Raw genomic sequence first — 19,861 nt, 5'->3', positions numbered from 1 at the left:
CGGTGATGGGATGTAGTTTCTTGCTCATCGTGTCTCCGGTTCGGAGCGACAGTGTCGCTCATTAGCCGGTTACACAAAAATTCGTACACCCCCCACCCGAGACATGCCCCTGCAGACACACGTATTCGGACACATTCATGAAGGTTACGGGATGTACCAACGAGGAGAACAGTTGCTGATCAATGCGTGCTCTTGCACCGAGCACTACGAGCCGATTAACACCCCGGTGATATTCGTTGCCACATCTAGGCCTGCAAGGGGGGAGTAGGTCATGCGCCCCAAAATCCGAATAAGTTTCCCAACCTCATCCGGGCCTAGGCGCACACGAACCAACTGCACGGATAACAAGGGGCTGCACCTGACGCTCATGATATTAGCGACTCAGCGCTACGAGCCTCTCTCACGCTCCCAGCGTCGAATGAAACGCCCCAGCGGAGTTGTGTCTGACACACCACCGACAAAGTCCACCGCCACCGGATCATGGCTACGGCCATAGCGGGCGTCCCGAGTTGAAACACGTACCCGCTCCACATCAGCACCATTGGCCGGAGCAACGTATAGCTTGCGCCCCTCGCCTTTACGCCGATCCCCGTATACATCAATCGATTCGGTCGACTGGTGCCCCATGATGTAGGCAAGATGCCGTGGACTATCAGATGACGCCTTCAAATTCGCACCGAGCTGGTGACGAAGACTTTTCAATGTGAGCTGCACTGCCCGCCTTAGCCAGAGCTGCCTGCATGCCTTACGCAGCGCGTCACGGATAGCAGTATCGGAGCGGGCAGTATGCCGCAGACGCTCCGCCGCCAAGGTAACGGCTTTTAATGCTTTCCGGTTTTCAATCAGCAGCACCCTGTCTGCGCCGCGCTTCAGCTTACGACTTTTCTTGCCCCCTCGAATGGTGACCAGGTTGCCCTCGACCTCGATCGAGCGCATCTCGCAAGGCCGGGCACCAGTTACGTACGCCAACATCACCGCCGCCCACTCATCGCTGCAGCCAGTATCAGATAAGTGCCGCACCAACAGAGCGACGTCTTGCTTGGAGACCGAGCGCACCCGGCGCGGCCTCGGCTTACGCGGCATGGTTGAGCCAGGCGCCGTTACGGGATTGGTGACCGATCGAATCGCCTCAGCAGCAACCGGATTCCCTCGAGCCAACTGATCCGCCGCCAGTGCATTCTTCAGCACGCGAAAGGAGCTGCTGACGTACTGTGGCGCGAGCGCCACCATAGCCGCGCATATCTGCGCCGAATCAGTCGCGCTTCCGTTGCAATGGTCGCGGTAAAAATTCCGCGCCCGGGTCTGGTACTTCTTCAGGGTTTCAGGCTGCATGAGCACTCACCTCTTGTTGTTATGTTGATGACAAAGCAGCCGCTACGCGAAGGTGCGGTGAGCCGGTTCAGGCTGCACTGAAACACCCTCGGCCTACGCCTCGTGTATTTCTCATTCCGCCCGAACCAGCACACCGCCCCCATACTCGCGCCGCGAGTATGGGGAGCACGAGCGTTACTCGCGCGCCGCTTCATCTACATTCAGCGTGCGCATGGAGCAAACGTCCGTGCAAGTGTTTGTCATCAAAACAGCAGTAGCCTCCGAGGCTTCCGCCACAGAGAAAGAGCACCCTACGCCGCGCAGTGCTCGCGTCGCAGCCCCCAGGCTGCGTGGAGCGACGATATGTCAAGGACATGCGACAAGACAGGTTGGCGCAATCTAGTGCCCGGATACCACACTCAGCGGCGTGACCTATGATGAAGCACATGCACCTAGACGTTCGCGGGAAGCGGCAAGTGGACTCTGCGACTACCGGTGATCAGTGCAGACTCACACTACAATCACCTCTATACCGATATCGGATGTGCTCACGCGCTTGGCTGCAGACCCGACGCCCGCCTCACATCCACTGCTCAGCACCACCTAGGCGGCATAACCGTCAGAGTTTGTACGGGCTGAGAGCCCTGTAACCGTAAATTCGTGTACACCGCGCTAGAAGCCAGGAAAACCGAGCAGAAAGCGCCCTAGAACCTACTTGACCGTCAGACGTTGTACGGCAAGAAGCTGTAATGTGCCCATCGACTTTTGTGCGCAGCAGCCCTAACCAGGCCCGTACACGAGTTGACGGTCTTAGACAGTGGCGTCCACCTAGTTTTCGACCGTCAGCTTGTGTACGCCACGCTGGAAGCCAGGGAGATAAGGCGTAAAGCACGCGCTCCAGCCTGTCTGACCGTCAGAATCTGTACGGCAAGGTTCGTACTTTGAGCGCCGATTTCTGTACGCAGCAGGCCAAAATAGGGCCGCACACAAGTTGACGGTTGCCAGAGGCTTTCAGAGGAGGTTTTCTACCGTCAGTTTTTGTACGCAGGGCTGGAAACCAGGTAGATCAGGCAAAAGGCTCGCTACAACCTGCCTGACCGTCAGAAGTTGTACGGCCAGGATTCGCGCTTTGACCGTCGATTTCTGTACGCAGCAGCCCTAACCAGGCCCGCACACGAGTTGACGGTCTTTGATCGTAAAAGCAGCTCTCGAAATAAGAAGGCTTTTAAAATGAAGGTATCCCAACTCATCCAACTGCTCAGCAGCTACCCTGCGGATACGGAGGTACTCGTGGAAGGCTACGAGAACGGTTACGACCCGCTTCATTCCGTGCACATGCGAACACTCGCCAAGGTGCTGAATGCTGCGGACTATGACGGCCTGTTCGATGCACCTGAAAACCTGGTACTGGACGTTACCGGGGAGACACTGACAGGCATACGGAGGATGGCGCGAAAGGAAAATGGCGAACACCACAGTTACTTGGTGATCACTGGATTGCGAGGACACCGACGGTGAGACGCTAGAGGCGAATTGCTTGGCTGCGATACCTGTCTGGCAGGGAGAAATCAGAGCATCAAGGCGAAGCCTGTTGCGCACGCATCAGAGCGAGCAAGCCACCAACCGCTGGCGATGCAGATGCCTTGCGGCAGCGATTTATAGCGGACTTTTGAGCCCTGTCAAAACCCTACCCCAATCCTACCCCGGAGCTGGTTTTCGCAGAAAAAAAGGGCTACGCTGAAGCGTAACCCTTTGATTTGTCTGGTGCCGGCACCAAGAGTCGAACTCGGGACCTACTGATTACAAGTCAGTTGCTCTACCAGCTGAGCTATACCGGCGCGGGGTGCATTATATATCGCCAGATTTCTGTGTAAAGAGATCGACACCTTCGGCGGCGGCTTTTTCGCAGTGGATTTTATCCCCTGGCAGGGCAATCGCACTTGTGCATGACTTTTCTACCGACGCCTTACATAGTGCTCGCAAGCTGTTGTTTTTACACAAAGACAAAAACTGATCAACATTTAGCCTGCACCCGCCAGGCCGCGCCAAATCTGGCTTTGGCAAGGTTACTCCAGTGTCATCAACACAGTTATGCACAGAAGGCGTGGATAACCACAGGCCAGCACAAGCTGTGGATAACCCTGTGCGCAAGCGGTAGACAGGCTGGTGAGTAACTGTCAGTTGTTGTGTATAGACTGCATGGACCCATCGCACACGCCCTGTAGAGCCTTGAGCGCTCGTTCCACGCGGCGTTCAGACTTGATCAGGGCTTGCTGTCGCCAGTAGCAGCAGGTTGCGCGGGGTCAGTTCGGCTTCGCAGAACTCGCCAAGGCTGACGCTGTAGCCTGCCTCCTGTAGATAAAGTGCGCGCTCAATAACCAGCCACAGCTCCAGCGGGCGCCGGAACAGGCCGGCTACCAGCTCCAGGTTCCGTACCTCGGCCAGTCGCCGCCAGCCGCGCTGCTCCAGCGCGTCCCAGCAGGGGGGTGCCGCCAGCGTCAACTGGTGGTGATTGGCAACCGCCTGGCAGAACTGCTGTAGGTTTTCAGGCGGCCCCGGGGGCTTGGACGGGGTTGGCAGGTAGGCGTCTATCCCGCGTGCTTCACGCTGCCAAAGGTCACAGGCCAGGCGCCAGGCCATGGAGCGGTCGCGCTGGCGGCGTTCGCGTGCGCCAGCGGTGGCCGTCTGCTGCAACGGCAAACCCAGCTCATCGCGGCTGAGCTGCAGCCCGGCTTGCCTGCCGGCATTCGATATAGGTTGGTGCTGCGGCGCGCTGATTCGGTTGTAACAGCAGGGCGACAGCGCCAGCTGTGCACAACCGGCAGCCACTACCTGCTCAATCAGTTGCCGGTGCAGGTCGCCGCAGGCGTGCAGGGCCACCGCAGCGTCCTCCGGTTGCAGCTGCGCTAAAGGCAGCTGCATGACATCCGCCGTCAGATGCTGCACCGGCAGTTGCAGTTGCTGGCTAAGCTGCTGCCCGGCATCACACAGGGCGGCGTCCCACTCCAGGCAGCACACCGGACATTGGCTGTGCCAGGCCAGCAAGCGGCCCAGATGCCCCTTCCCGGCGCACCAGTCCACCCAGCGCTGCGGCGAGGCCGGCATACGCGCAGAAGTGACGGCACTGAAGCGAGTAATCTGCTGCCATTTGCGCCCCGGCATGTGCCGGTGCAGCAGCTCCGGCAGCGGCTGCATAAGGTCGCCGTGCCAGCGCGGCAGGCTGCACAACGCGCGCGCCTCCACCGCCAGCTCAGCAAAGGGTGCAGGGGCATCGGTCAGTAGTGCGGGTTGCAGTTGGGCAGCCTCTGCATCGGCGAGGCTGCGCTGGCGCAGCCACTGTGCCAACGCTGGCCAGTCCTGCTCCCAGGACAATTGCAGATGGGTAAAGGGGCGCTGGCGCCACAGCGCCTGATGACGCTGCAGCCAGTCGGTCAGCAGATTGAACCGCTCAAGCAGCCCCACCGGGTAATGTCAGCGCTGCTGACGGCCAGCGTCGACCTTGAGCCAGCGCTCCACCAGCCGGAACAGCTGGGTGAACAACAAGGTGATGATCAGATACATGACGCCGGCGACAAAGAAGAACAACTCGTACTGGTAGGTACGCGAGTTGATGGTGCGGATCACTCCCATGATGTCCATCATGGTGATGGTGTACACCACGGCACTGGCCTTGAGCATGAGGATCACCTCGTTGCCGTAGGCCGGCAGGCCGATGCGAATGGCGCGCGGCAGAATGATGTACTGCAGCGCTTGGCGCCGTGACATGCCCAGCGCGCGAGCCGCTTCCACCTCTCCGGGCGGAACCGCCTGAATGGCGCCGCGCAGGATCTCGGCGATATAGGCCGAGGTGTGCATGGTCATGGTGATCAACGCGCACCAGTAGGGCTCGCGCAAATAGGGCCAGAGAAAGCTCTTGCGCACCACCTCAAACTGCGAGATGCCGTAGTAGACCAGAAACAGCTGCAGCAGCAGCGGCGTACCGCGGAAGAAGAAGATATAGCTGTACGGCAGCGCGCGGATGTACCAGTGCCGCGAGGCCCGCGCCAGCCCCAGCGGAATCGCAAAGAACAGGCCGATGAGCACCGCCAGCCCAACCAGCTGCAGGGTGACCAGGGTGCCGTCCCACAGCTGAGGCAAAAAGCGCTCGATGGTTGCCCAGCGTTCAGCCCAGGTCATAGCTCAGTCCTCACAAAACCGCGGTTGGCGCGGCGCTCAAACCAGTGCAGCGCGCCCATGATAAAGACCGTGAGGAACAGATAGATCAGCGCGGCCAGCAGGTAAAAGGTGAACGGCTCCTTGGTGGCGTTGGCGGCCGTCTGCGCCTTGCGCATGATCTCCTCCAGGGTGATCAGCGAGACCAGCGCCGTGTCCTTGAGCATGATCAGATAGAGGTTGCCCAACCCCGGCAAGGCCACGCGCCAGAGTTGCGGCAGAGTAATGCGCCAGAAGATGCGCAGGTTGGACATGCCCAGCGCCTGCCCGGCCTCTTTCTGCCCCTTGGGAATAGCCAGCAGCGCACCGCGAAACACCTCGGTGGCATAGGCGCCAAAGCACAGCGCCAGCGCAAAGGTGCCGGCAACAAAGGGGCTGAGTGACAGCTTCGGGTTGCCAAACCAGGCACCGATGGCATTCATCGCCGACACGGTGCCGAAGTACATCATCAGTACCCAGACCGTCTCGGGTACGCCACGCACTACCGAGGTATAAAAGCCGCCCAGCAGGCGCGGCACGCGCTTGTCCGACACCTTGGCAGAAGCGCCAAGCAGGCCGAACAACAGCCCCAGCGCCAGCGCCGCCAGGGACAAACGAATGGTCATCCAGGTCCCTTCGAGAAGGGCTGGACCAAAACCGTGAAGATCAGGCATGGGTTACGTCCAAACCGGGCCCCGCAGGGCCCGGCTGGTTATCAGTAGATGCTGAAGGGGAAGTACTTGGCGTTGATGGTCTCGTAGGTACCGTTTTCAACGATAGTCTTAAGTGCGGTATTCAGGCGCTCGCGCAGCGGGTCGCCCTTGCGTACGGCAATACCGATTTGATCATTGTCGAACACCGGCTCACCCTTGAACTCGAAGTCCGCACCGGCATCGCTCTGCAGCCACTCGTACTGCACAAAGTTGTCGGCCAGCACACCGTCGATACGGCCCGCGCTCATGTCCAGATAGGCGTTTTCCTGGGTGTCGTACAGACGAATGTCGACGACATCACCCAGGTTGTCTTCCAGCCACTGACCAGCGATGGTCGCGCGCTGTGCACCGATGGTCTTGCCGTCCAGGCTCGCTTCGTCGGTCTGGAACTCGGCGTCCTTGGGCGCAACAAACTGCAGCTTGTTGGTGTAGTAGGGCTCGGTGAAGTCAACGGCCTGCTTGCGCTCGTCGGTGATCGACATGGAGGCGACCAGGAAGTCGAACTTGTTGTTGTTCAGGGCCGGGATAATGCCGTCCCAGTCGGAGGTAACCACGGTGCATTCAACCTGCATCTCGGCACACAGGGCCTTGGCGATGTCCAGGTCAAAACCCACCACTTCACCGCTGGCATCAATCTGGTTGAAGGGCGGGTAAGCGCCTTCGGTCCCAATGCGCAGGGTTTCGGCTACAGCGGGTGCACTCACGAACAACGCGGTGGCAGCCGCCAGCAACATCTTCTTGTACTGATTCATGGTACGACTCCTTATTTATGGCTAGACATGAACTGTCGGCAGCGTTCGGAACCTGGGTTATCGAACACCTGATCCGGGGTGCCGATTTCCTCGACCTGCCCCTGATGCAGAAACACCACCTGACTGGACACCTGCCGGGCAAACCCCAATTCGTGGGTAACCAACAGCATAGTACGGCCCTCGTCAGCCAGTGTACGAATCACGTTGAGCACCTCCTGGACCATTTCCGGGTCCAGTGCCGAGGTTGGCTCATCAAACAGAATCACCCGCGGCTGCATGGCCAGCGTACGCGCAATCGCGGCGCGCTGCTGCTGACCACCTGAGAGCTGAGCGGGGAAGGCATGACGCTTGTCAGCAATACCGACCTTTTCCAGAAAGGCTTCGGCTGCCTCGACCGCTTCGGCCTTGGACTGGCCCAGCACGCGGCGCGGCGCCTCGATGATGTTGTCGAGGATGCTCATGTGCGGCCAGAGGTTGAAGCTTTGGAACACAAAACCGACGCGGGCACGTAGGCGGTTGATCTGCCGATTATCGGCCGCGACCAGCTCGCCCTGGCGGGCACGCTTGAGCTTGAGCTCTTCACCGGCCACCAGAATCTGACCGTCGTGGGGGTTTTCCAGCAGATTGATGCAGCGCAGCAGCGTGCTCTTGCCGGACCCGGAGGATCCGAGAATGGAAATAACGTCGCCATCGCGGGCGACCAGATCAACGCCCTTGAGTACCTCAAGGTCGCCGTAACGTTTGTGCAGGTTGCGCACTTCCAGAGCGGGCGAAGTCACGTATCAATATCCACCTGGCTGTTTGGCCATCAGGTCTTGGGTTGGCGCACTTTTGGTGCAGCCGGTGGCGCGCGGGCGTGCACGCCGTTCGCTGTGAGGGCAAAGCTAGCACAGCTGCCAATCATGACCAAGATCAGGCGATCGGTCATTCTGGCCGTTTTCAAGGCAAAACCCTTGCCAACACCTGCGCTAGACGTATCGACTCACCAGAAACAAAAAAGCCCGCTGGGGTTGCCAGCGGGCTTTTTAAAAGGTGGTGCCCGGGGACGGAATCGAACCGCCGACACGGGGATTTTCAATCCCCTGCTCTACCAACTGAGCTACCCGGGCAACGTGGGCGCCATTAAATAGATTGCGCCTCAAGCTGTCAAGCGATCCGAAAAATATTTTCCACTTTTTCAGCCGCTTACCGCGTTATCACTCGCTGGGCGGGACGTAGCCGTCTGCCTGAGCGTATTCCTCACCGGCAAGAAACTTGTCCATTTCCTGCTGGATGAAGCGACGATCTTCGGGGTCCATCATGTTCAGCCGGCGCTCGTTGATCAGCATGGTCTGGTGTTTCTGCCACTCATCCCAGGCCTTGCGCGACACCTCGTTGAACACTTCCTGCCCCTTGGGGCCCGGATACGGCGGGCGATCCAGGCCTGGCAGCTCCTGCTTGTACTTGCGGCACATCACCATGCGCGTCATTGGCTTACTCCTCCAGGGCCGCCTGCAAAAGCGGCTCAATCCGGCCCAGCAGCTTTTTCACCGGCGCTGCCAGACCCAGTGGTTCGGGTTGCCGCAGGTTATACCAGACCTGACCGCTTTCAGCCACGCCAGCCGGGGCGGAGACGCTCAGCAGCAGAGGCTGAATATCCAGATGGAAGTGGCTGAAGGTGTGGCGCAGGGGCGCCATGTCCTGGCGTTGGTGGGCTGCCAGTTGCAAGCCGTCGAGCAGCGGCGCGAGCTGCTCTTCGTCATCCAGTTGCGGCGGACACCAGAGTCCGCCCCAGAGCCCGCTGGAGGGCCGACGCTGCAGCCACACGCTGCCGTCGCCATTCACCAGCAGGGGCATGATGCAGCTGCGCACCGGTAGTGTCTTGCGAGGTTTTGAGCCTGGGTAGCGGGTTGGCTCACCCAGTACCCGCGCTTCGCAGCCGTCACCCAGCGGGCACAGCAGACAGGACGGTTTACTGCGCGTGCACAGGGTGGCCCCCAGATCCATCATGGCCTGGGTGTAGTGCGCCACCCTGCTTTGGGGCGTTAAACGCTCGGCCATGCGCCACAAACGATCATGCACTGCCTTTTCACCGGGCCAGCCCTCGACCGCAGCAAAGCGCGCCAGCACCCGCTTGACGTTGCCATCGAGGATTGGCGCGCGAATGCCCATGCTGAGCGAGGCGACCGCACCCGCGGTGGAGCGCCCGATACCGGGCAGCTCGGCCAAGGCTTCAACGCTGCGCGGAAACTCGCCGCCATGCTGACTGACGACCTGCCGAGCAGCCTTGTGCAGGTTGCGCGCCCGGCTGTAATAACCGAGGCCCGTCCACAGGTGCAGCACCTGATCTTCCTCGGCGGCCGCCAACGCCTCAACCGTTGGCAGCTCGGCCATAAAGCGCTGGTAATACGGAATCACCGTGGCGACCTGCGTTTGCTGCAGCATGATTTCCGACACCCAGACCCGATAGGGCGTCATGTTCTGCTGCCAGGGCAGGTCGTGTCGCCCATGCCCGTCATACCAATCCAGCACGCGCTGGGCGAAAACCTCAGGTGTCACCGTGAAAACAGCCCCTTGATGGCGTCACGCAGCTCCGGTGCCTTGTCGCCAAGCGAATCATCAATGCGCTCTTCCAGTTTGCGCTGTACTTCGTTGCCCACCAGCTTGGCAGCGATCTTGCCCACCCCTTCGCTATCGACACCGCAGCTGCTGCCCGCATTATGCAGGTAGCCCTGACAACGGATCGGCCATTCGATGTCGGCATAGCGCTCGTTTACCTGACAGGCCTCATCCGGCATCTCGCTGCGATCGCCTTCGAGCAGGAGGCCGATGCTGTAATCCAAACGTTGCTCAGGCAGGTTGATGTCACCCTTGCCCTTGCCGGCCAGGCCCGGCAGGTCAACCACCAGATCACGGTTGGCAACCACACCGTTGCGGATGGTGAAGCTACCGTCGAGCTGTTCAAAGGGGGTGTTCTCGCTACCGCGCTCGCCGCTCAGCGACTTGCGGTTAGCCAGGGCGATCGCGCGGCATACCTGCTGCTCCAGATTCACGCCCAGCAAAGCGCCGTCCGTCACCTTGAAGGACGCATTACCGTTCAGGGTGTTCATCCAGCGACGCAGGCTGTTGCCACCGGCAGTGACATCCAGGTTCATATCGAGCAGGCCACTTACCTGCTGCGGCACCTCGTAGGCCTGCTGCGCGGCAGCCGAGTCGATGCCCTTGAGCTGCGCCTTTAGGCCGCTGCCGACCGGCGTCTTACGGGTATCGATACTGCCACTGGCGCTGAAGCTGCCACCAAAGATGCCACCGTCCAGCTGGGTCAGCCTGACCACGCCATCACGCGCGCGCACGGCCATGTTAAAGGGCTTGATGGTCTGCCCGGTCAGCGTGACCTGCTGCAGCGCCAGCTTGCCATCAACGTCCAGTCGCGCCAGCGTGTCCAGCGGCAACACGTCGTCATCATTCCAGGGCTCGGGCGCCGACTGCGAGCGGCTGCCGCCAGAACCGGCGCTGCCACTGCTGCTGCCCTCACCCTCGGCACTGGGCGGCAGGTAGTTATCCAGGTTCAGGTTGTCGCCGGCCAGATCAAAACGCAGCGCCTGACGCTCAAAGTCGGCCAGGCCAAGCGAGCCCTGCAGGGCAAACCCGTCGAGCGCCAGCTGCAGGTCGTTCAGCATCAGGCTGCTCGCGCCGCCCGCCAGGTTAGCGGACAGGGCAACGCTGGACAGCGCGCCCGGATCAGCCATATCTGGCAGCGTCTGGCCCAGATCACGCAGCAGGTCGCGGGCATCAAAGGCGGCCACGTCCAGGCGGCCCGCCAGCTGTGGCTCACTGTCCAGATCGCTGACCTTGAGCTGGCCGGTTGCCCGCATGTCAGCCAGGGACAAGCGCAGTTGAGTCAGCTCGGCCACCTGCTCGGCCAGATCAACCAGACCGTCGCCCTGCAGTTGCAGATTGACCGCCCGACCGCCAAAGGGCTCGCCGCTGGCGTCGACCTTCAGATCAACCCCGCTGAGCAGATAGCGCTGCTCGCCCGGCTGCAGGGTGGCCACGGTCTTCAGATCCATGCGCACGCGCATGGCCGGTTGGTCCAGTGTCAGCAACCCCAGGAAGGACACATCAAAGGGCTCGCCCGGGATCAGCGCGCCGGTGGTCAGGTTGGCTTCATCCAGCGACAGGATCTGGCCGGTCTGACGGTCTTCGTAGTGCACGCTGGCGTTGGTCACCTGCACGCTCTCTACGGTGATCTGCAGCGGCTCATTGCCGTCGTCATTCTGCGTTTGGGCCTCGGCGCCGGCATCACTGCCCTGCTCTGCTGCCGCGCTATCCTGCGGGCCGACCGTTTCCCAGTTGCCCACGCCCTGATCGTTGCGCACCAGTTGCAGCTGCACGTCGTCCAGAATCACATCGCTCATGCGCACCTGACGGCGCAGCAACGGCAGCACCTTGACGCCCAGTCCCAGGGTGCCGACCTTGGCCAGCGGCTGGGCGGGGTTATCCACCGGCGCCACGCCAACGTCTTTCAGCTCCAGCCCCAGCCACGGGAACAGCGACCAGCCGATGTCGCCGTCCAGCGCCAGCTCGATATTGGCCTGCTCGCGGGCAGCTTCGCGAATGTCGTCCTTATAGTCATTGGGGTCGAACAAACGGGTGAGGAAGAACAGGGCTGCAATCAACAGCAGGGCAATCGCACCTACTACCAACCCCAGCACCTTGACGACGGATTTCATAGTCACTCCTTGGTCTACCCGGCCGGCCCGGGGCAAAAATCTTGGCACAGTGAGAGAGGGGAGCCTACACCGCATCCAGTCGCTGCGCGACCAGCTCGGCCAGCGCCAGACTGGCTGTCAGGCCCGGCGACTCAATTCCCAGCAGGGCGATCAACCCCGGCACCCCGTGCTCGCTCTGGTCTTGGATGACGAAATCCCGAGCCGGTTCCCCCGCAGCAGACAGCTTGGGGCGCACGCCGGCATAGGCTGGTTGCAGCCTGGCTGCATCAACCTCTGGCCAGTAGCGGGCGATGGCGGCGGCAAAGCGCTCTCGCAGCGCCTCATCCACTTGATAATCCAGCGTGTCGAGGTAGCGCACATCGGGCCCAAAACGCAGCTGCCCGCCCAAATCCAGCGTCGCATGCACCCCAAGACCGGCGGCATTGGCCTCGGGCATCGGATAGACCAAATGAGAAAACGGCGAGCGCCCGCTGTAGCTGAAATAGCGGCCCTGACACAGGTGCAGCGGCAAAATCTGCTGGGCACCAGCCGCTGCCTGCAACGGCTGGGCGAACAGTCCGCCGGCGTTAACTACTTGCCGCGCGCGCAGACTGAACACCTCTCCGCTGCTGTGCCCGCTCAGCTCAAGGCCGCCGTGCGTCGGGTTAATGTGCTCGACCTGCGTGTGACACAGCAACTCACCATCCGCAGCCTGCAGCGCCGCCTCAAACGACTGCAACAGCGCATGGCTGTCGACAATCCCGGTCAATGGCGACAACAGACCAGCCACCGCCCGCACCTGCGGCTCTCGTGCCTGTACCTCGGCAGCGCTCAGCCAGATCAGCTCTACGCCATTGGCAGCGGCATTGGCCTGCAACCGCAGCAAGGCGGGGATCTCGTCTTCGTTCACCGCCACCAGCAACTTGCCGAGCTGCTGGTGCGGCACCCTGTAGTCGCGGCACCAGGCGTACAGCAGATCGCGCCCCTGACGGCACAGCTGCGCCTTGAGCGAACCCGGCGCATAGTAGATACCCGCGTGGATCACCTCGCTGTTGCGGCTGGAACAGTGCAGGCCCGGCGCCTCTTCCTGCTCCAGCACCAGCACGCTGCGCCCCGCCCGCGCCATGCGCTGGGCAATAGCCAGGCCCACTACGCCGGCGCCGATCACCACCAGGTCGACATCCACCACACATCTCTCCGCCGCTTGAATTGGCCCATTGTGCCGCCCTATCACACCGATTGGCAGGGTGAATCCGCCACTGGTAGCCCTCGGCATGGGCAGGGACGTATAATGCACGCCTTTGAACGTATCCATCAGCGGAGACAGCCATGGCTGAACGCAAGGCCAGCGTCGCGCGCGACACGCTGGAAACCCAGGTCAAGGTCGCCATCGACCTCGACGGCACCGGCCAGGCCGATTTCGACATCGGCGTGCCTTTCCTTGAACACATGCTCGACCAGATTGCCCGTCACGGCCTGATCGACATGACCATTAAGGCCCGCGGCGATCTGCACATCGACGACCACCACACCGTCGAAGACGTCGGCATCACCCTTGGCCAGGCCTTTGCCAAGGCCATCGGCGACAAGAAAGGCATCCGCCGCTACGGCCACGCATACGTGCCGCTGGACGAAGCGCTGTCACGCGTCGTGATCGACTTCTCCGGCCGCCCCGGTCTGCAGATGCACGTGCCCTACACCCGCGCCAGCGTGGGCGGCTTTGACGTTGACCTGTTCATGGAGTTTTTCCAGGGCTTCGTCAACCACGCCCAGGTCACCCTGCACATCGACAACCTGCGCGGTGTTAACACGCACCACCAGATCGAGACCGTGTTCAAGGCCTTTGGCCGCGCGCTGCGCATGGCGATTGAAGAAGATCCGCGCATGGCCGGCATCACCCCTTCAACCAAGGGTTGCCTGTAAGCCATGAGCAGCCATGTAGCCGTCATCGACTATGGCATGGGCAACCTGCACTCGGTTGCCAAGGCGCTTGAACATGCAGGCGCCCGTCAGGTCGACGTGACCAGTGATCCGCAAGTCATTCTCGCCGCCGACCGCGTGCTGTTGCCGGGCGTTGGTGCCATTCGCGACTGCGTCAGCGAACTGCGCCAGCTCGAACTGGACGGTGTCGTCCGTCAGGCTGCCAAGGAAAAGCCACTGCTCGGCATCTGTGTCGGCATGCAGATGCTGCTGGAGCACAGCGAAGAGAACAACGGCGTTGACTGCCTTGGCCTGTTCCCCGGCAAGGTGCGTTTCTTTGGCAATGAGCTGAAAGAGGCCGACGGCACCCGCCTGAAAGTCCCGCACATGGGCTGGAATCAGGTCAAACAGGCCATCGACCACCCGCTCTGGCACCGCATCGAGCAGGATGCCCGCTTCTACTTTGTGCACAGCTACTACGCCGCGCCAGACAAGAGCGGCCAGCTGGCCGGACGCTGCCATTACGGCGTCGACTTTGCCGCGGCGCTGGCACAGGACAACGTATTCGCCACCCAATTCCACCCCGAGAAAAGCCACACCAACGGCCTGCAGCTGTTGAGCAACTTTCTCGCCTGGGATGGGCGCTGGTAAACATCGAGCGACAAGCCACAAGCTGCAAGCCACAAGCCAGACCGCTTGCAGCTTGAAGCTTGAAGCTTGAAGCTCTTTTTCCAAAGGAAAAAGACATGCTGATTATTCCCGCTATCGACCTGAAAGACGGCGCCTGCGTGCGCCTGCGCCAGGGCCTGATGGACGACGCCACCGTGTTCTCCGACGACCCGGTCGCCATGGCCGCCAAATGGGTTGAAGCCGGCTGCCGCCGCCTGCACCTGGTTGACCTCAACGGCGCCTTTGAAGGCAAGCCGGTCAACGGCGATGCGGTCACCGCGATTGCGCGCCGCTACCCGGACCTGCCAATCCAGATCGGCGGCGGCATTCGCTCGCTGGACACCATCGAGGAATACGTCAAGGCGGGCGTCAGCTACGTCATCATCGGCACCAAGGCGGTCAAAGAGCCGGAGTTCGTCGGCGAAGCCTGCCGCGCCTTCCCGGGCAAGGTCATCGTCGGCCTGGACGCCAAAGACGGCTTTGTCGCGACCGACGGCTGGGCTGAAGTCAGCACCATTCAGGTCGTCGATCTGGCCAAGCGCTTTGAAGCCGACGGCGTCAGCGCCATCGTCTACACCGACATCGCCAAAGACGGCATGATGCAAGGCTGCAACGTCGAAGCGACTGCCGCACTGGCCAACGCCACCTCGATCCCGGTGATCGCCTCCGGCGGCATTCACCACATCGGCGACATCCAGACCCTGCTCGACGCCCGCGCACCCGGCATCATCGGCGCCATCACCGGCCGTGCGATCTATGAAGGCACGCTGGATGTGGCTGAAGCGCAGGCGTTGTGTGATAACGCAGCGGCAAGCCGCAAGCCGTAAGCGGCAAGCTGTCCGCGCTGGTTTACTGATTTTGCTTGCAGCTTGAAGCTTGTCGCTTGCAGCTGCTTTCGGAGAAAGCCCATGCCTCTGGCCAAACGCATCATCCCCTGCCTCGACGTCGATAACGGTCGCGTGGTCAAGGGCGTCAAGTTCGAGAACATCCGCGATGCCGGTGATCCGGTGGAAATCGCTCGCCGTTACAACGAGCAAGGTGCGGACGAGATCACCTTCCTCGACATCACCGCCAGCCACCAGGAGCGCGACACCACGCTGCACACGGTTGAGCGCATGGCCAGCCAGGTGTTCATCCCGCTGACTGTCGGCGGCGGCGTACGTACCGTGCAGGATATTCGCAACCTGCTCAACGCCGGTGCGGACAAGGTCTCGATCAACACCGCTGCGGTGTTCAATCCGGAGTTTGTCGGCGAAGCGGCTGATCGTTTTGGCTCGCAGTGTATTGTTGTTGCGATCGACGCCAAGCGCGTGTCCGGCCCGAACGAACCCGGCCGCTGGGAGATTTTCACCCACGGCGGGCGCAAGCCGACCGGGCTGGACGCGGTTGAGTGGTCGAAGAAAATGGAGCAACTGGGCGCCGGTGAGATTCTGCTGACCAGCATGGATCAGGACGGCGTAAAGAGCGGCTACGACCTAGGCGTAACCCGCGCCATCAGCGACGCCCTGCACATCCCGGTCATTGCCTCAGGCGGCGTGGGTAACCTGCAGCATCTGGCCGATGGCGTACTGCAGGGCGGCGCCGACGCGGTACTGGCCGCCAGCATCTTCCACTTTGGCGAGTACAGCATTGCCGACGCCAAGGCCTATATGGCCGAGCGTGGAATTGAGATGCGTCTCTGATACCACGGATGATTCCCACGCGCTGCGTGGGAAGCCGACCGCAGACGCTACGCGCCTATTTCCTCCGGCACCACCACGCTGCAGGGCCACGGCACGCCGTGGCCGCGCGAGTTCCATCTCCGCACCGCTGGCCAGCTCTCTACGCAGCTTTTAGTCCGCTTTTCGCCTTTTACGGCGAGCCAAGGGGGGCTGCTTGCCCAGCCCCCCCTTAGCAATCCCCCGGGGCACCCGACTACGCGGCCCTTCGGGTTCGCTGCGTTGCTCGATTTATCGGGGAGCCACAAAACTCGTCGCTTCGCTCCTCAGACACCCTGTGGCTCTTGTCCCCGATAAATCTGCGCTACTCGCCCGCGTAAACGGGACGACAGCCGGTGCACACTCCGCCGACGGAGGGCATGCGCACTATCAGCACCTAGCCCCGCCGCCATGGCGAGCCGGAAGACTCAAACTACAGTGCTCCGCAGCTACCGCTCCAACAACACCTGCACACTCACCAACTGCACCCCTTCCGCCTCCAGCTGCGGCAAGCGGCGCTCCAGATAAGCCAGGGTTTCCGGGTAGGGATGGCCGATCAGCACGGCTGCGCCCTGTTTGCGGGCGCGGGCCAGTACCTGGCGAAACTCGTGATCGATCTCTGCTTCGCTGCGCACGTTGTCCAGAAAGATGTCGCGCGAAACGTGCGGCACCCGTGCGGCCTCGGCGGCAAATGCGGCCTGGGTTTGCGCTGTGGTACGGCTGTCGACAAAGAACAGCTGCCGCTCGGCCAATACCTGCATCAGCCAGTCCATGCGCTGACGGTCTGCGGTGAGCCGGCTGCCCATGTGGTTGTTGACGCCCTGAATCGGCCCAAAGGCGTTCAGACTCTGCTGCAGCTGGCTGCGAAACTCAGCCTCGGTCATGCCGGTGGTTAGTCCGCCCGGACCAATCGACAGGCCGGCCATGTTCTCCATCGGCAGATGCAGCATTACCGGCTTGCCGGCGGCGGCCGCTTCGCTGGCCAGCGTTTGGGAATGGGGCAACTGCGGCAGAATCGCCAGCGCAACCGGCCCCGGCAGCGCCAGTAGACGTCGACCAACCGTCAGACTCTGGCCAACATCGTCGATCACAACGGCCAGACGCGGCAGCGCCGGAGCAGCAGGTGGCGGCTCCGGCGCGGGCAGCTCGGGGGCGTCGTCAGGCGCTGCGTCCGGCAAGTCGAAAGGCACCTCGACAGGCGCATCGGGAATAGCTGACGGAAGGCTCTCTGGCAGACTGACCACCGGTTCTGGCGGCAATGGCGTACCCTGCTGCACCGGCTGCGCATCAGGCGCCGGCGCGGCGGTTTGTTCAGTGCTGTCATCGGAGCAGGCTACCAGCGCTGCCAACAACAGCGCCGCCAGGCCGCAGCGCAGCCCGGCAAAGACCCCGGACCTCACTCTACGTTGCGGACGATATTGAGGCCCTTGAGCAGGTTGAGCGCCTGATTGAGCTGGTAATCGGCATCACGGGCGTCGCGCTCGCGCTGCGGCATACTGCCGGTGGGGCGCTCCTGACCGCTGGCGTTGTTGATGTGCCCGGCCAGGTCGGCCTCGCGATAGCCGCTGCTGTCATCCACCTCGTCCAGCGTCAGGTGGGCGCGCTCGACACGAATATCCGGCACGATGCCCTGGGCCTGGATCGAGCGCCCCTTGGGCGTGTAATACAGCGCCGTTGTCAGCTTGAGCGCGCGGTCATTATTCAGCGGCAGCACGGTCTGCACCGAGCCCTTGCCAAAGCTGTCGGTCCCCATGATCACGCCGCGGCCATGATCCTGCAGGGCGCCGGCAACAATCTCGGAGGCCGAGGCCGACCCGCCGTTGATCAGCACCACCAGCGGCACACTTCCGGAGGGGTTGCTGCTGGTCGCGCTGTAACGCAGCTCGGCGTTGCTCAGCCGGCCCTTGGTGTACACAATCAGCCCCTGATCGACAAAGCTGTCTACCACCTCGACTGCGGACTGCAGCACGCCGCCCGGGTTGTTGCGCAGATCCAGCACCAGCCCCTTGAGGTCGCCATTGGCGTTCAGACGGTTAAGGCTGGTGCGTACTTCATCGCCGGTGTTGTTCTGGAACTGGGTGATGCGCAGGTAGGCGTAGCCGGGCTCAAGCTCTTCGGTCTTGACGCTCTTGACCTTGATAACCGCGCGGGTCAGGGTGACTTCAAAGGGGCGACCGCTGCCACGCACCAGGGTCAGGCGAATCTCCGAACCCGGCTCACCGCGCATGCGGTCAACCGCGTCCATCAGGCTCATGCCCTTGACCGGCTGGTCGTCGATCTTGACGATCAGGTCGCCCGCCTCGATGCCTGCTTCTGCTGCCGGCGTGTCGTCAATCGGGGAAACCACCTTGAGAAAGCCGTCTTCCTGACCGACTTCAATCCCCAGGCCGCCAAACTGGCCTTCGGTGGTGTCCTGCAGGCCGGTGTAGTCTTCCGGCGTGAGGTAGGCAGAGTGCGGGTCGAGCCCTTCGAGCATGCCGCGCACGGCGTTGTCCAGCAGGGTGGCATCGTCGACCGGCTCAACGTAGGCAGCACGAATACGCTCAAACACCTCGGCAAAGGTGCGCAACTCGTTTAGCGGCAGGGGTGCTGCGGCTGCCTCGGCAGCTTGCTCCTGTGCCTGCAGGGGCATGACAAACGCCAGACTCAGACCGGCCACCAACAGACTACGCGCTGCAATCATGTAACTCTCCAATCCAGGGAAATCGAGCGGCTACCCCACCAGCGCGCTGTCATCCAGACAGCATACACCAGCGTGCCGGATCCAGCGCCTGACCGCGATGACGAATGGCGAAGTACAGCGACGGGTCAGCCTGTCCGCCACTGGTGCCGACCGTTGCAATCGCCTCGCCCGGCTGCACCCAGGTGCCTACTTCCTTCAGCAAACTCTGGTTGTGGCCATACAGGCTGAGGTAGCCGTCACCGTGATCCAGAATCAGCAACAGGCCGGAGCCGCGCAGCCAATCCGCAAAGACCACCCGGCCGCCGTGAATCGCGCTGACCTGGCTACCCGCGGCTGCACTGATCAGCAAACCGTCCCACTTCAGTCGCGCATCACTGCCACGCTGACTGCCAAACCGTGCCTGAATACGCCCACGCAGCGGCAGCGGCAGCTTGCCCTGCGCCTGTGCGAAGGGCTGATTACCGGCCGGCGTGGGAATACTCACCACTGCCTCTTCAAGACGCTTGATAACCCTGGCGAGTTCCGCACGCTCCGCTTCGCGGCTGCGTAATTGTTCGCTTTGCGAGCGTTGCTGGCCCTGCAGCGAGGCCAGTACCTGGGTCCGACGGCGCTGTTCAACGCGCAGGGCTTCGGCCCGGCTGGCCAACCCTTCACGCTGTTCCTGCAACTGCGCCTGCTGGGCGGCAGCGGCCGCTGACGCCTGCTGCACCTGGGCGATGGTGTCGTTGAACCGGCCGATCTCCTCGACCCGCGCCCGCCCGACGTATTCGTAATAACGCAGCATCCGCGCCATGCGGCCCGGATCATCCTGATTGAGCAGCAGTTTCATATAACCCTGCTGCCCTGCCATATAGGCGGCGCGCACCTGCCGCGCAATCTGCTCCTGCTGAGCGTCGAGCGAGGCCTGCAATTGCTCTGCCTGCTTGTGCAGCTCCTGCAGGCGGCTTTCGCCGTCGCGAATCTGCTGTTCTAGCTCGCCGCTCTCACGCTGCAGGCGGCCAATATCGGTTTCGCTGTCCTTGAGTTCGGCTTCCAGACCGGAGGCCTCCTGGCGCAGCTCGCTGAGGACCTCCTTCAGCCGCTCGATATCCGCCTGTGCCTTTTCCAGCTCGGCGCGGGCAGCGCGGGCGTCCTCGGTCTGATCGGCAGACAGCGGCAGCGTGAAGGCGCCGCCGCATACCAGCAGCGCCGCTGCCAGCCAGTGCCGTGCGCGTCCGTGCGTGCGCATGGTGGC

At 62.1% G+C, this 19,861-nt stretch carries 18 protein-coding genes and 2 tRNA genes; 5 read left to right on the top strand and 15 right to left on the bottom strand.

Going from position 1 to position 19,861, the window contains the following annotated elements; translation table 11 throughout:
- Positions 1-387 precede the first annotated feature (387 nt).
- A complete protein-coding gene (locus BM116_RS16465) occupies positions 388-1,332 on the bottom strand; it encodes a site-specific integrase (protein WP_083728200.1) in 945 nt (314 codons plus the stop codon).
- A 1,209-nt stretch (positions 1,333-2,541) separates the two neighbouring features.
- On the opposite strand from BM116_RS16465, the gene BM116_RS16460 reads away from it, so the two are divergent.
- A complete protein-coding gene (locus tag BM116_RS16460) occupies positions 2,542-2,829 on the top strand; it encodes a hypothetical protein (protein WP_083728201.1) in 288 nt (95 codons plus the stop codon).
- Positions 2,830-3,073: 244 nt separating this feature from the next.
- On the opposite strand, the gene BM116_RS16455 is transcribed toward BM116_RS16460, so the two are convergent.
- From BM116_RS16455 to BM116_RS16405, 11 genes are all read right to left on the bottom strand, one after another.
- Positions 3,074-3,149: transfer RNA gene (locus BM116_RS16455), tRNA-Thr, on the bottom strand.
- A 415-nt stretch (positions 3,150-3,564) separates the two neighbouring features.
- On the bottom strand, positions 3,565-4,773 hold the full coding sequence (locus tag BM116_RS16450) for a methyltransferase (protein ID WP_083728202.1): 1,209 nt from the start codon (positions 4,771-4,773) through the stop codon (positions 3,565-3,567).
- Positions 4,774-4,782: 9 nt separating this feature from the next.
- Complete coding sequence (locus BM116_RS16445) at positions 4,783-5,487, bottom strand: ABC transporter permease (protein WP_083728203.1); 705 nt, start codon at positions 5,485-5,487, stop codon at positions 4,783-4,785.
- A complete protein-coding gene (locus tag BM116_RS16440; protein WP_083728204.1) occupies positions 5,484-6,176 on the bottom strand; it encodes an ABC transporter permease in 693 nt (230 codons plus the stop codon). The genes BM116_RS16445 and BM116_RS16440 overlap by 4 nt, the downstream gene beginning before the upstream one ends.
- Positions 6,177-6,217: 41 nt before the next feature.
- Positions 6,218-6,967 carry an ABC transporter substrate-binding protein gene (locus BM116_RS16435; RefSeq protein WP_083728205.1) on the bottom strand — a complete coding sequence of 250 codons (750 nt, stop codon included), beginning with the start codon at positions 6,965-6,967 and terminating at the stop codon, positions 6,218-6,220.
- A gap of 11 nt (positions 6,968-6,978) precedes the next feature.
- Positions 6,979-7,746: an ABC transporter ATP-binding protein gene (locus BM116_RS16430; protein ID WP_083728206.1), complete on the bottom strand. Its 768-nt coding sequence runs from the start codon at positions 7,744-7,746 to the stop codon at positions 6,979-6,981.
- A 254-nt stretch (positions 7,747-8,000) separates the two neighbouring features.
- Positions 8,001-8,076, bottom strand: a tRNA-Phe gene (locus BM116_RS16425).
- An 87-nt stretch (positions 8,077-8,163) separates the two neighbouring features.
- Positions 8,164-8,436, bottom strand: coding sequence for an oxidative damage protection protein (locus BM116_RS16420; protein ID WP_083728207.1), 273 nt, complete (start codon positions 8,434-8,436; stop codon positions 8,164-8,166).
- A 4-nt stretch (positions 8,437-8,440) separates the two neighbouring features.
- Positions 8,441-9,505, bottom strand: coding sequence for an A/G-specific adenine glycosylase (gene mutY / locus BM116_RS16415; protein WP_083728208.1), 1,065 nt, complete (start codon positions 9,503-9,505; stop codon positions 8,441-8,443).
- Complete coding sequence (locus tag BM116_RS16410; RefSeq protein ID WP_169847290.1) at positions 9,502-11,679, bottom strand: AsmA family protein; 2,178 nt, start codon at positions 11,677-11,679, stop codon at positions 9,502-9,504. The genes mutY and BM116_RS16410 overlap by 4 nt, the downstream gene beginning before the upstream one ends.
- A 64-nt stretch (positions 11,680-11,743) precedes the next feature.
- Positions 11,744-12,847 (bottom strand): NAD(P)/FAD-dependent oxidoreductase, encoded by a 1,104-nt coding sequence (locus BM116_RS16405; RefSeq protein ID WP_083728210.1) that lies wholly within the window; start codon positions 12,845-12,847, stop codon positions 11,744-11,746.
- 140 nt (positions 12,848-12,987) lie between these two features.
- Between BM116_RS16405 and hisB the strand changes: the two genes are divergently transcribed.
- The 4 genes from hisB (at position 12,988) to hisF (ending at position 15,929) form a co-directional block, all read left to right on the top strand.
- Complete coding sequence (gene hisB / locus BM116_RS16400; protein ID WP_083728211.1) at positions 12,988-13,581, top strand: imidazoleglycerol-phosphate dehydratase HisB; 594 nt, start codon at positions 12,988-12,990, stop codon at positions 13,579-13,581.
- Between the two features lie 3 nt (positions 13,582-13,584).
- Complete coding sequence (hisH, locus tag BM116_RS16395) at positions 13,585-14,229, top strand: imidazole glycerol phosphate synthase subunit HisH (protein ID WP_083728212.1); 645 nt, start codon at positions 13,585-13,587, stop codon at positions 14,227-14,229.
- 95 nt (positions 14,230-14,324) lie between these two features.
- The gene (hisA, locus tag BM116_RS16390; protein ID WP_083728213.1) at positions 14,325-15,074 is read left to right on the top strand and encodes a 1-(5-phosphoribosyl)-5-[(5-phosphoribosylamino)methylideneamino]imidazole-4-carboxamide isomerase; all 750 of its coding nucleotides are present in this window, start codon (positions 14,325-14,327) and stop codon (positions 15,072-15,074) included.
- 81 nt (positions 15,075-15,155) lie between these two features.
- Complete coding sequence (hisF, locus tag BM116_RS16385) at positions 15,156-15,929, top strand: imidazole glycerol phosphate synthase subunit HisF (RefSeq protein ID WP_083728214.1); 774 nt, start codon at positions 15,156-15,158, stop codon at positions 15,927-15,929.
- Between the two features lie 464 nt (positions 15,930-16,393).
- On the opposite strand, the gene BM116_RS16380 is transcribed toward hisF, so the two are convergent.
- Genes BM116_RS16380 through BM116_RS16370 form a run of 3 tightly spaced genes read right to left on the bottom strand, consistent with a single transcriptional unit; the run spans position 16,394 to position 19,855 of the window.
- Entirely contained in the window at positions 16,394-17,344 is a 951-nt protein-coding gene (locus tag BM116_RS16380; RefSeq protein WP_083728215.1) for a divergent polysaccharide deacetylase family protein, read from the bottom strand.
- Entirely contained in the window at positions 17,341-18,627 is a 1,287-nt protein-coding gene (locus BM116_RS16375; RefSeq protein ID WP_083728216.1) for a S41 family peptidase, read from the bottom strand. Before BM116_RS16375 ends, BM116_RS16380 begins: the two co-directional genes overlap by 4 nt.
- Positions 18,628-18,676: 49 nt before the next feature.
- A complete protein-coding gene (locus tag BM116_RS16370; protein WP_083728217.1) occupies positions 18,677-19,855 on the bottom strand; it encodes a murein hydrolase activator EnvC family protein in 1,179 nt (392 codons plus the stop codon).
- Positions 19,856-19,861: the final 6 nt, after the last annotated feature.

The organism is Halopseudomonas pachastrellae, assembly GCF_900114765.1.
In the GTDB taxonomy this organism is placed as follows: Bacteria; Pseudomonadota; Gammaproteobacteria; order Pseudomonadales; family Pseudomonadaceae; genus Halopseudomonas; species Halopseudomonas pachastrellae.
This window is presented reverse-complemented; position numbering and strand designations above follow the sequence as displayed.